Origin of the sequence: Pseudoalteromonas maricaloris (assembly GCF_024746855.1) — a bacterium.
Taxonomy (GTDB): domain Bacteria; phylum Pseudomonadota; class Gammaproteobacteria; order Enterobacterales; family Alteromonadaceae; genus Pseudoalteromonas; species Pseudoalteromonas maricaloris.
In genome coordinates this window covers 2,898,652-2,911,023 of record NZ_CP024625.1, presented here as the reverse complement: position 1 = coordinate 2,911,023, position 12,372 = coordinate 2,898,652, and the positions used below count along the sequence as shown (strand labels likewise).

11 protein-coding genes are annotated in these 12,372 nt (G+C 42.5%); 7 read left to right on the top strand and 4 right to left on the bottom strand.

Annotation, left to right across the window (positions count from 1 at the left end):
* Nucleotides 1–265 precede the first annotated feature (265 nt).
* Nucleotides 266–1,138 carry a TolB-like translocation protein gene (locus tag CTT31_RS12795; protein WP_260491393.1) on the top strand — a complete coding sequence of 291 codons (873 nt, stop codon included), beginning with the start codon at nucleotides 266–268 and terminating at the stop codon, nucleotides 1,136–1,138.
* 25 nt (nucleotides 1,139–1,163) lie between these two features.
* On the opposite strand, the gene CTT31_RS12790 is transcribed toward CTT31_RS12795, so the two are convergent.
* Nucleotides 1,164–2,681 (bottom strand): winged helix-turn-helix domain-containing protein, encoded by a 1,518-nt coding sequence (locus CTT31_RS12790; protein ID WP_260491392.1) that lies wholly within the window; start codon nucleotides 2,679–2,681, stop codon nucleotides 1,164–1,166.
* Nucleotides 2,682–2,819: 138 nt separating this feature from the next.
* Here CTT31_RS12790 and CTT31_RS12785 point away from each other — a divergent pair, with 138 nt between their 5' ends.
* Entirely contained in the window at nucleotides 2,820–4,247 is a 1,428-nt protein-coding gene (locus CTT31_RS12785; protein ID WP_260491391.1) for a serine hydrolase domain-containing protein, read from the top strand.
* Between the two features lie 123 nt (nucleotides 4,248–4,370).
* Here the strand turns inward: CTT31_RS12785 and CTT31_RS12780 are convergent, their stop codons facing one another.
* Nucleotides 4,371–5,999 carry a methyl-accepting chemotaxis protein gene (locus CTT31_RS12780; RefSeq protein ID WP_260491390.1) on the bottom strand — a complete coding sequence of 543 codons (1,629 nt, stop codon included), beginning with the start codon at nucleotides 5,997–5,999 and terminating at the stop codon, nucleotides 4,371–4,373.
* Nucleotides 6,000–6,413: 414 nt separating this feature from the next.
* Nucleotides 6,414–6,938 carry a hypothetical protein gene (locus CTT31_RS12775; RefSeq protein ID WP_260491389.1) on the bottom strand — a complete coding sequence of 175 codons (525 nt, stop codon included), beginning with the start codon at nucleotides 6,936–6,938 and terminating at the stop codon, nucleotides 6,414–6,416.
* A gap of 113 nt (nucleotides 6,939–7,051) precedes the next feature.
* Here CTT31_RS12775 and CTT31_RS12770 point away from each other — a divergent pair, with 113 nt between their 5' ends.
* From CTT31_RS12770 to map, 5 genes are all read left to right on the top strand, one after another.
* On the top strand, nucleotides 7,052–7,540 hold the full coding sequence (locus CTT31_RS12770) for a hypothetical protein (RefSeq protein ID WP_211858149.1): 489 nt from the start codon (nucleotides 7,052–7,054) through the stop codon (nucleotides 7,538–7,540).
* Nucleotides 7,537–7,911, top strand: coding sequence for a rhodanese-like domain-containing protein (locus tag CTT31_RS12765; RefSeq protein ID WP_211858147.1), 375 nt, complete (start codon nucleotides 7,537–7,539; stop codon nucleotides 7,909–7,911). Before CTT31_RS12770 ends, CTT31_RS12765 begins: the two co-directional genes overlap by 4 nt.
* Before the next feature lie 184 nt (nucleotides 7,912–8,095).
* On the top strand, nucleotides 8,096–10,369 hold the full coding sequence (locus CTT31_RS12760) for a TonB-dependent siderophore receptor (RefSeq protein ID WP_260491388.1): 2,274 nt from the start codon (nucleotides 8,096–8,098) through the stop codon (nucleotides 10,367–10,369).
* A 194-nt stretch (nucleotides 10,370–10,563) separates the two neighbouring features.
* Nucleotides 10,564–10,764 (top strand): ParD-like family protein, encoded by a 201-nt coding sequence (locus CTT31_RS12755; protein ID WP_010606564.1) that lies wholly within the window; start codon nucleotides 10,564–10,566, stop codon nucleotides 10,762–10,764.
* A 1-nt stretch (nucleotide 10,765) separates the two neighbouring features.
* The gene (map, locus tag CTT31_RS12750; protein WP_211858144.1) at nucleotides 10,766–11,536 is read left to right on the top strand and encodes a type I methionyl aminopeptidase; all 771 of its coding nucleotides are present in this window, start codon (nucleotides 10,766–10,768) and stop codon (nucleotides 11,534–11,536) included.
* Nucleotides 11,537–11,548: 12 nt separating this feature from the next.
* Here the strand turns inward: map and CTT31_RS12745 are convergent, their stop codons facing one another.
* Nucleotides 11,549–12,352: a methyltransferase domain-containing protein gene (locus CTT31_RS12745; RefSeq protein WP_211858142.1), complete on the bottom strand. Its 804-nt coding sequence runs from the start codon at nucleotides 12,350–12,352 to the stop codon at nucleotides 11,549–11,551.
* Nucleotides 12,353–12,372: the final 20 nt, after the last annotated feature.

The following is a 12,372-nucleotide window of genomic DNA, read 5'->3' as shown; positions in this document are numbered from 1 at the left end:
GAGTATCACATGCTCAACGTGAACATATAAATAAAATATAGCGGTACGTTTAAAACTGATATGAACTCAATGAATAGCGCTTACAGCACCTGTAATGTTAGCTTAAACAAATAAAAACATTAACTTATAAGAAGAAGATAGAAAAGCATAACGTTAAAATCAGCGAAAATTCATCCAAATTTCATGGCATCACTCTCACTACTTGCTAGCTTGAACACCCTTTGTAATTGATTTCAAAAGTTTAATTAGTAATAGGGAGCTAAAAATGGATAACAAATTATTGACGTCTGAATGGTTGATACTGTTCGTAACTTTAGTACTGGTCAGCAAAAGCCTTGCTCAAGACGCAGAAGTATCTTTAATAGGTCCTTATCTTGGCCAAACACCTCCTGGGGGCACACCTCAAGTATTTGCGCTTGGCACGGTGTCAACAGCGCACAGGGATCACAATGCGTTTTTTTCTCCCGACATGAAAACTTTTTATTTTACGCGAAAGGATCTGAACGTGAACCGTTGGATTTTAATGGCATACGAGCAGCGAGGTGAACAGTGGCATGAAACGACTGTTGGTCCAAGAGTTGGCAGGCCATTACTAGCACCAGATGGCGTGACCATGCATATGGGGAAATATGTTATGACGCGTCGAGAGGGGAGCTGGTCTGAAGCCAAAAGTCTTGGTCCTATGTTTGATAAAGAAAGTTGGGGGATCATGCGGTTAAGTGCATCTGCGAGTGGTACGTATGTGTTTGACGATTATAAAAGTGGCGATGTTATTAGGATCTCTGAGGTGAAAGACGGTCAACGCCAAAGACCGGTTAAATTAGGTCCTGAAATTAACACCGGCCTATATAATGCGCATCCATTTATCGCGCCCGATGATTCTTACATTATATGGGACGGGGTTCGAGATTCCGGGTTTGGTAACTCAGATCTTTATATCAGTTTTCGTTTGAAAGACGGTAGTTGGGGCGAAGCGATTAATTTGGGAGACAAAGTAAACACGAGTGCGCGGGAGGCGTCAGCGAGTGTAACGCCAGATGGCAAATATCTGTTCTTTAACCGTACCACACCTTCAAGAGATGCTGATATTTTTTGGGTTGATGCTCAGGTCATCGAAACGCTAAGACCTGCCAATTAACTTATTGGCATACAGCGCACAGTGATTACTTCGGTGTGCGCTTTATTCTTTTCTTTAAGTTAGTCAGAGTAAGCTGCTCAACAATGTTATCTAAAAAGTGAGCTTGATCTGCCGTGATGTTGAAGGGTAATGCTTTAAACCTAAACTCGTCACTAAATCCCTGTTGAATAGCCTGTTTGAAATAGTCCTGAGCCTTGTCATTTTGCTGATGGTAAAGGCTGATGAGGCCGAGGCTAAAGACCAATTCAGGGTTTTGGTTGCCGGCCTTTATCTGGTTGGCAATATCATCGGTATATCTACTTATTGATCGATGCTTAGCAGTGAGAAATGACAAGTATAATTGACTGAATAATACATATCTACCGTGCTTTTCAACAGTCAGCGCTAAAACATTGGTCGCTTTATCATGATGATTGTTACTTAGATAAGAAAGGGCTGTGAACCAGTTTAATGTCTGGGCATTTGGCGCGGCTTTGGCTAATAAGTTAAGGTGTTGGATGGCTTTTTTATGCTGCATTTGTTGCTGTAAAAACTGGACGTGTTCTAGTTGTATCCAAGGAGATCCTTTTACTTCAGGGCTGGCGTTGATAAGTACCTTGTTAAACCAGTTGGCCATATACATTTTGCGCAGGCAGTGGAGGTAGCTAGCAACTACCTTAGGCTCGCTGGGAGAAGCCTCATAAGCTTGGCGTGCTAGTGGGTATGCATCAATGGTGTTGCCTTGCAAGAGATAGGTCTCGGCTAGGTGTGACTTTAACAGAGGCCAATTCGGCGTATTTGCTATGGTGTCATTTAGAAGTTGTTGTGCTTGATGGTTATGCCCTTGAAGAGTATGGACTTGAGCCAAAAGCAGTTTTACTGATGGACTATCGGGTGTTAAGTCCAGCGCTTTTTCTGTATTGATCCGGCTTTTCGTCAGCGCGTCTGCAACCTGATTATATAAGTTATAGTCGCTCAATAAAGCTCGACTCAAGCCCTTATAACTCTCATCTACGTCTTGTGATGTTGTGATGCTTTGCTGATACAGCGCTATCGCCCGTAAATTATCTTCTAAAGTTTGTTGGGTAAAGTGTTGCTGGGCGATGCTCAGTGTTGCGTCAGAGCTTGTTGAAGAAAATGGTGAGGTAAAAGGGGAGTGATATATACCAATAATACACGCCAGAGCTAGGCCGATACTTCCGCCGGCTAGAGTAGTAAATCGCTTTACTGCTGGCGCTTGCGGTTTATGATTTATCTTATTAACGGTTGCGCTAAAGCGGTATCCGACGCTGCGTTCAGACACGATATATTCTGGTTTATTGGCATCATCTTCAAGGAGCTTTCGTAGCCTTGCTATTTGTTTTTTAATCGCATCATGAGTCACGACTCGACCAAGCCAAACTTGTTGTTCTAATTGCTGGTGGCTCACAAGGTGAGGTGCATGCTCAATCAGGTTCAGCAACAATCTATGCGCGAGCGGTGTCAGTACATGAGATACATCGCGATGACTGATGGTGCGAGAAGATACATCAAAATCCCATTTTTGATTCAACTGATACTGCAAGTTATAAATCCTGTATTTTTTATTTTATTGATTTAAATGCTTTTAATTGTTCTGTCACGCAATGTCACCAAAGCACACTGGCAAGCCAACATTAAATACGTAGAGTAAGACTCGTCATAACAATAAACAAGGATTTACATGAAAGCATTACCCCATTTACTGTTATTTTTATGCTTGTTTTCTATGCCTGCTCAGGCGACGGCTCAACTGCAAAAGCAACTAGATGACTATATCGCGCAGTATCACCAAATTAAAGAGTTTGATGGTGCCGCTTTGGTTGCTCGAGGATCTGAGGTGTTACTTCAACAAGGTTATGGGTTTGCCAACGTAGAGTGGCAAATAGCAAATCAGCCCAATACTAAATTTAAGCTAGCATCAGTGACCAAACAGTTTACCGCGCTTTTGGTATTACAACAGGTTGAGAAAGGAAAGATTGAACTTGATGCTAATATTTCCAGTTATTTACCTAAATACCGAAAGGATACGGGAAACCAAATTACCATAAGGCAATTACTTAATCACACGTCAGGCCTACCTGATGTGTTTAAACACCCTGAATTTCGCCAAGTGCAAAGTCACAACCCCTATAACCGCGATGAGTTTATCGACCATTTCTGCTCAGGAGACTTGTTGTTTGAGCCGGGCTCTGCGTTTCGTTACAGCAATGCCGGCTACACGATACTTGGGCGTATCCTTGAGCTTGTGAGCGGAAAAAGTTACTGGCAACTACTTGAAAAGCAAATATTAGTACCGTTAGATATGAAAGAAACTGGATTTGCCGATCATAAGCAGGTAATCAAAGGCCTAGCGAATGGTTACGACACCACGTTGAAGGGGTTCAAACATGCTGATTTTATTGACATGACAGTGCCTTTTTCCGCAGGCGCAATGTATTCAACGGTGCAAGATATGTATAAGTGGGACCGGGCATTATACACAGATAAGCTATTAACGCCTGAGACCAAGACATTGTTATTTACCCCCTCTAAACATAGAAATTACGGGTTTGGGTGGGAAGTCACCGACAAAGAAGATACCAGCCAAATTAAAACGCTGGTTCACCATGCTGGTGGCATCCCAGGGTTTGGGGCTAAGATAGCAAGAGTATTGAAGGACAAAACGGTTATTATTTTGCTGGATAATACAGGTGGCGCGCCATTGACACAGATGGTTGATGGCATACTTGAAATCCTTGCAGGTAGGGCTGTAGCAGCGCCTAAGTTAAGTCCATATCGGCTGCTTTTTGCAACGATTCTATCTGACGGCGTTGAAGTTGCGATTAAAAACTATCAACAACAGGTTCGCGAAGGGAAGGGGCTGAGTGAGCGCCAGCTAAATCGCTTTGGGTATCAATTATTGGAAGTCGGTTATTACGACGCCGCAATTGAATTTTTCAAATTGAATGTTACGGCACACCCAAAAAGCGTGAATACCTATGACAGTCTTACCGAAGCCTATCTTATTAAAGGAGATAAAACCAATGCAGGTGTTACTTATCGGCAGTTATTGCAATTAGATAATAACCATGAGGCGGCTAAGAGGTTTGTAGAATCAACCTTGAAGTGAGCGCAGCAGTCAACTTTTGCGATGTCTGTTACCGAGCATAGTTTTCCGATGATAAAGTGCCTCAATTAAATAGCGCCTAGCCGTACGTAGGCTTAGGCGCTATTTATCCATTATGGCGGTATTTTAGAGCGTAAACTTGTCGACTTGTGACTTTAAGTCGTGGGCAAGTTTACTCATTTCATTACATGCCGTCGCGGTTTGGTTGGCACCTTCGGTCATTTCAACGGCTGAGTAATTGATAGTTTCGATATTTTTGTTCAGTTCCTCTGAAACCACTGATTGCTGATGACAAGCTGACGCGATCTGTGTACTCATGGCTGCGATGCTATCAATTTGAGATTCAATTTGATGGATCATATTGCCAGCGACTTCTGATTGCTCAACACAAAGTGCAATACCTTGTTCACAGGTCTTGGTTGCCACGCCAGTTTCCTTCGACTTGGTTTGTAGGTCGTTGACGATTTCAACAATTTGCGTGGTTGAATCTTGGGTGCGTTGGGCCAGTGAGCGAACTTCATCCGCAACAACGGCAAAACCACGCCCTTGCGCGCCTGCACGAGCGGCTTCAATGGCGGCATTTAATGCCAATAGATTCGTTTGCTCCGCGATTTCTCTAATTACGTCAACAACCACATTAATGTTGTGTGAGTTTTTCTCGAGATTATTGGCAAGCTCGCCTGCAGCTGTGACTGTTTGTGCAACGTCTGAAATATGATTAATATTTGATTTAAGTGCGTCGCTGCCTTCTCTGGCTTTTTCACTTGCTTGATTTGCTGACTCAGCGCCCATTTCTGTACTTTTAGCTACTTCACTAATCGCTGCTTGCATTTGTGTCATCGCGGATGCGACGGATTGCAGCTCATTTTGTTGTACATTCATACCTTGGGCATTTTGGTAAGAAATGGCATTTACTTCTTCTACTGCTGCAGTTAATTGAATGGCAGAGTCATTGATCATGGTGATTAAGGCGTGTAACTGTGAACGCATTTTTTCTAAAGATTGGGTCAATAAACCGAGCTCGTTCTTGCCTGTATCTTCAAGTGTAATCGCATGATTTAGCTCACCACGGGAGATTTTACTCGCAAGATCCACGGATAAAGCGAGCGGTGTCTTAATCGCTTTACTCAACAGCATACAGATAATGACTATGGTTATTGCAACGAGTAATCCAGAAATCGCTAAAGTAAATAAGGTACTATTAACTGCTGATATAGCCGAGCGCTCAGAATTTTCAACACTGCTATCATTTAGTGCTTCCAGTTCACTAAGCTCAGACATGGCGTTGGCAAACAGGGGGTAGCTATCTAAAATGATTCGATTCGCTTCTTTGGCATCACCATTGATGATGAGGCTCTCATAACGGTACGTGGCATTGACGTATCGCTGCCAAGCGGTAATAAACGCATTGAACAGTGCCTTTTCTTCTTTGCTGACCGGTAATGATTGATAAAATGCTATCTTGTCATTCAATGACTTCTTCAGATCTCTTAATATAGCGAGCCAGTTTCGTACCTCTGAGTCTTCAGGGTTTAAGGCAGTACTAAACTCATCTTTACGTATCGTTGCTAAGTCAATTTTAATGTCTTTGATGGTTTCCATCGATGGAATGCTGGTTCTGACTATGTCGTTCAGATTGGCGTTCACTTCTTTCATTCCTTGGTAGCTCATCAAGCCAACTCCAATGAAAATGACAAAAAGTAAGGTGAAACTTAACGTTATTTGGTTAGAAATAGATAGTTTTTTTAACTGCATTATTGAAGCTCAATGAATCCATGGATGATGATTGGTATTTAAAGGGGCTGTATTGTATTTGAAAAGCAGGTGATATTAATAATTAAATGTTTTTTGCTAATGTTTGCAGTTTGTATTATTTGTTGATTATATTTTGTGTTTTAGATTTGTGATTTTTTAGCTGAAAGTAAGTGTGGTTTTTTATCCTTTTTATGTGGTTTTATTTTCTAAAAAATGTCCGGTTTTTAACTTTGCCACATCACTTACTTTTTTGTTTAAAATCTTTGTTTTATGGAGCTTTATAGATGGCGTTGAACGATGAGATTGGGGTGTGTAGGCTAGGTGAATGAAAATTCACCAAAATTTTAGTTGTAGAAATCTGCATAATATTGATTTAGTTCAGTTGTTATGAAGTAATAGAAGCGCTAGGATTATTTAGACTTCATACCCTTTATCTCGTTGCCTAGTCATTTCATCAAGTACCATTTGGATCATCTGTTGTTTTATATCAGCATGCTGTGATTTAAGTTCGTCAAGTTGTTGGGTTAAAATCTCAATTTCTTTTTCTGTTTCATTATCGCGATACTGTTTTGCGCCGGTATGCTCATATCTCAGGATATCTTCTTGTGTTGTTGGGATATCAGCATCACTTACCGTGGATACTTTTATGGCCCGTTGTAGAGGTGTTTTTTTTAACTCGCTAATAAGCTGTTGTAAATGTTGGATTTGCTCTTTCATTAGGGCTTCTGACTGTTCTAACATTTCATATTGTTGCTTAAAATTAGGGTTGTTACCTTTGTATTTCTTTGCCTTTTTATCCATAAACTCAGTCAGTATGGTTTCATTTTCAGGTTCAGGTTTTGCTTCCGTTTTCTCTGTGGAGTTACTTGTGGCAGTGGATGTTTCGTTGTTTGCGTTTAGTGCGTCGGCAAAGTGATGTGGCTTCATTTGAATTTCCATAACGTTATCCTTGTTATCTCTATTTCTAACTGTATCGGAGTATTTTCTGATTTCTTTAGCTGTTTGGTTAATCCCCGCTAAGCTAACAAGGTTGGATATAAGGAGCCAGTGAAATGAAGGTATGGTTGGTTATTAGTATTTTGTTTTTTAGCAGCAACAGCTTAGCTAAATGTGAAGAGCAAGTATTTAGACAGTTTGATTTTTGGCTTGGAGATTGGTCGGTAACTAGCGTAGGAGGCCTTGAGTCTGGACATAATCGCATTACCCGCGAGTATGATGGCTGTGTCATTAAAGAAAGTTATACCACGGAACTTGGGTATCGTGGTGAGAGTATAAATATTTATGATGCATCCACTCATCGTTGGCATCAAACTTGGGTGGATAATAGTGGGCTGTTGTTACAGTTGGATGGTGAGTTTCATGAAGGGAAAATGGTATTACAAGGAGATAGGATAAATGCAGCAGGTATTAAGGTGACGGATAAGATAACATGGACTGCGAATCCAGATGGTACGGTACGTCAAGTTTGGCAGAGTAAGCAAGGGGCCGAAAAGTGGCAAATAGTATTTGATGGATTGTACAAAAAGGAGACTGAAAAATGAGAAAACTGATTATTAGCTTTATGTGGTTTGTTAGCAGTATTTGCTACGCACAGTCGGAAACGATCACACAGCAAGCGCTGATGGTAAATCAGATGTCTGCAGATGCTTACACTATAGTGGACGTACGAAGCCCTGAAGAGTTTGCCGCAGGACATATCAAAGGGGCAATAAACATTCCCTTTAACGAGATTGAGACGCATCAGGAAGAACTGACTAGATTGACTGATACACCACTCGTTGTGTACTGCCGCTCAGGGCGTAGGGCAGGCATATTTATTGAGGCACTGGCGCCAAAAGGCTACACCTTAAAACACCTAGAAGGTGATATGAATAAGTGGCTTGCAGAGTCTTTACCTGTGGTGAAAAAGTAGGGGCTCCCTACTTTTTGAGTAAATAGCAGAGGGTAAAAGGCAAAACTCAATAGGGTCTGGTCGCTGGCACGTTTGAATAGCACTTAAAATATCTTCATATAACTAAAAAAGGGACTTGAAAGAAGTGTTAATATAAATGATAATCACTATCGTTTTCAAAATGAAGTTAATTTAGGGAAAAACGATGCGCTCTTCATCTCCACGTACACTACACCATTATTTAAAACTCTCTCTTTGCGCCACTTTTGTGCTGCTCTCAGTACACGGCAATGCACATGCCGCTGAAGTTGCCGATGATACGCTAGCAGCCGATGCTGCGGGTGACGGCAGGGCTCAAGAACTAGAGCATATTTATGTGACTGGCACGAGTGTAAAAAATTACACAGAGTCTGCGAACAAAGCAGCATTAAAAATGATTTTATCACAGCGTGAAACGCCTCAAGCGGTAACCGTTATCACAAATCAAATGATGCAAGATTGGCAAACGGTTAACATTGATGAGATCTTGGAACATGCAACGGGCTTTTATGCAAAGCGTGGAGCCAGTCTCGATAGGACACGTTTTTCTGTACGTGGCGGTGATGTCAATTTAATCCAAATAGACGGTGTGCAACAGTTTCCTGGTGGCCGAAGACCAAATGTAAATGGGGATGCGGTTGCTTACGAGCGCGTGGAGATTGTACGTGGTGCAAATGGTTTATTAACTGGCGTTGGTGACCCAACTGCGACCGTAAACTTAGTAAGAAAACGTGCAACAAGCGATGAATTTAAGGGCAGTGTGGCGGTTTCGGCCGGTAGTTGGGATAATTACCGCGCAGAGGTGGATGTGGCGAGCGGGTTAAACCAAGAAGGCAGTATTCGCGGCCGCTTTGTTGCTGCACATTATGAAAGAGATTCTTATATTGAGCGTTATAGCCAAGAGAAGACGTCAATCTACTCTACTATTGAGGCAGATCTGACCGACTACACCTTATTACGACTCGGTGTGGAATATGCTGATACCGCTTCAAAAGGGGCGATAAATAGCCACTCTCAGCCTTACTTTTACGCTGATGGCAGTCGCTATCAGGGACGCCGTGGTGACACCGGGATGACGGCAAAATGGAGTAGCTGGCCAATTGAAGAATACACCTATTTTGTTGGGCTTGATCACGCGTTTGAAAACGATTGGCAACTTCATGCCATCGCGACTTACAATACCATTGAGATGCAAGGTGGGCAGCTGTTTTTCGTCTATCCTGATGGGCCTATCAACCCAGATGGTAGCAGCGATAATGGATTCGGTTACAGTGCTGTAATAAGTAGCTCCGAAGATGAACAAAAGACAATAGACTTGTCACTCCAAGGCCCAGTAGAGCTATTTGGTCGTACGCACGATGTTATTTTCAGCTACAACCAATTCAAGCGAGAGCGTACGTCATTTGGTAATGAAGCAGACCAAACCACGATTTCATTAGAAGGATTAAATTTTCACGATTGGACTGGTGACGTGCCGCGCTATCCGTTTAAAGATTTAGGTCGTGATAGTTTGACGGTAACAGACTCTAATGGTGGATTTGTGGCCGTGCGTGTTAACCCGCATGATGATGTTAAACTTATTGTTGGTGCTAGGATCACCAATTGGGAGTACGATATTGACCTTTATGATCCTAACAACGGTAAGTTTCTTCGTAACCGCTATCATGAAAAGGTGGATACAGAAGTTACGCCTTATGCCGGAGTCGTGGTTGATATTAATGAACAATATAGTGTTTATGCAAGCTACACAGAAGCATTTCAGCCGCAAGCCTATTTTGATATCAATGATAAAATGCTCGACCCAAGCACAGGCGAAAGCTATGAGCTAGGGGTAAAAGGTGAGTTACTTGATGACACCTTGAACTTTACGGCGGCGGTGTATCGCAATGTTGAAAATGGACTTGCGATTGCCGATCCAAATTACCCAGACAGCTATCTAACTCCGCAGGGCAATAGGCCATATATTCAGCGCGGTGAAGGCGATACGACAGAAGGCTTTGAAGTTGAATTTACGGGCTCTATCAATGAGCAGTGGAATATCAGCTTAGGGCTGTCAAAACACAAAACTGAATCAAAAGATGGCAAAGAGCTGTTAACGGATCAGCCCAAAGAGCTGATCAACCTGTATACCACCTATGACTTTAGCGAGTTTGTTGACGGCTTTACTGCGGGGCTTGGAATTAATTGGCAAGGTAGCTTTTATGCAATACCACAAAGGCCATTGCCGGGCGGCGGTAGCGAGGCGTATAAGATCACACAATCTTCCGGTGCGTTACTTAATTTAATGGCAAGATATGAAGTGAGTGAACAACTTAGTGTGTCGCTTAACTTCAACAATCTACTGGATGAAAGTTACTACAACAGTATTTCATCTTGGGACGGCTACGTAATGCACGGCGAACCGTTCAATTGGCAATTAGGGATGCGCTATAGCTTTTAGTGAGTCAACCTAAGCTTGGGTGACGTAAGCTTGAAATACGGAATGCACCGCCGAAGCGGTGCATTTTTTTGCCTCAAATTCTTTGCTTCAAATCTTTTGCCTCAAAATAATAAGCAAATTGGCATTAGATTTTGCATTGTTCCGCAACTTCGTTATTATATAAAGCATATATGATATGTATATGGTTTATATAAATGGGTATCGTAAAAATTTCAGATGAACTACACGATGAGATCCGTGAAGCAAGCACTGTGATGTCGCGCTCAATCAATTCACAGGCTGAGTTCTGGATTAAAATTGGGCGACTTGCCGAGCGCAATCCAACGCTTACGTTTACAGAGATCATTACGGCAGAGATGACGCGAGTGAAGTCACAACAGCCAAAAGGAAATTGAGATGCAAGAGGTTACCTTCAAAACCGCTGATGAGATCCAATTGATGCGCGAAAGTGGGCGATTGCTTACGCAGGTGTTTGACTACATTGATAGTTGGATTGAACCCGGAATTTCTACGCTAGAGATTAATGATAAAGTGCACAACTTTATTGTTGATGAGCTTAAAGCGCGTCCTGCCAGCCTTGGTCAATATGGTTATCAGTTCGTCCTTAATAGCTCTGTAAACGAGGTTGTGTGCCATGGTGTGCCGAGTAAATCACAAATCTTAAAGTCTTCAGATATTGTAAACATCGATATTACGCTTGAGAAAAATGGCTTTATCAGCGACTCCAGCAAAATGTACGTGATGCCTGACGCATTACTCCCAGCCAAAAAGTTAGTGGCAACGACTTATCAAGCGATGTGGGCTGGAATAAAAATAGTTAAACCTGGAGCAAAGCTTGGGGATATCGGTGCGGCTGTACAGCAAGTGGCTGAAAAAGCCGGTTACACTGTGGTACGTGAGTATTGTGGTCATGGGATAGGTAGAGAAATGCATGAAGCGCCAAATGTATTGCACTATGGCAATGCAAATACCGGGATGACGCTAAAACCTGGGATGACCTTTACCATTGAGCCGATGATCAATCAGGGAAGCGCAAAAATTAAAACCAAAAAAGATGGCTGGACTGTGGTAACCCGAGATAAAAAGCTATCTGCGCAGTGGGAGCATACGGTGCTGGTAACAGATGACGGTGTTGAGGTGTTAACCCTAAGAGCGGAAGAAGCGTAAGCAGTGCTGTACTTACGCTTTTTTTAACATCAAGTGGGTATAACGACCTAGAGACGCATAGGGCTCTTGGCGATTGTATTTAAGCTCTAAGGCGAGCAAAGCATCAAAATCTTCATCCGCCTTACTCAACTCCCTCAAATAGTCATGAAAACAGCGAACACCGGTTTTTTGCATAACGCTGAGTTTTGCCTCATCAAGCCAAGTTGCCATATCAGTTTGGCTAATTGGTTTATTGGGACTGAGACCTACTTTTTGCTTTACCTTAAGGCCTTTTTGCACATAGTCGAAGTTACCGTACACCATATTGGCCATCAGATGCGCCTCATGGTTGAAATACATTAGCGAAAGCAAGCCAGTTTCGCTTAGTTGCGACTTTAGCAGCATAAGCGCACTTTGTTGCTCAACCAGCCATTCAAGCACCGCATGGCACAATACTAAGTCGAATTGTCCCAAGTTCAGCGTATCGAGCGCTTGCAGGGGCGCGTGGATAAAATGAAGCTGGTCACTCAGTCCGGCTTCATGCGCGCGCGTTTTGGCAAGTTCAAGCATCTCTTCTGAAATATCAATCACGGTGACATGGTGGCCAAGCGATGCTAGAAAGAGCGCCAATTGCCCTTGTCCGCCGCCAACATCTAATATGCGTTTGCCACGTGATTGCGTTAACCAGTCAACTTGTGCGCTTAAGTCGCGCTTGAGCACCGCTTCTCTGATTTTGCCTTTATTGGTGCCATAGATATTGTTTTTAAACTTGTGAGTTAGTTCAGCAAAGTTTCTATCTGTCGGTGCCGGTTTTTGTTGCTGCTTTTTTCTAGCCATATGCAAGATCACTTAATTAA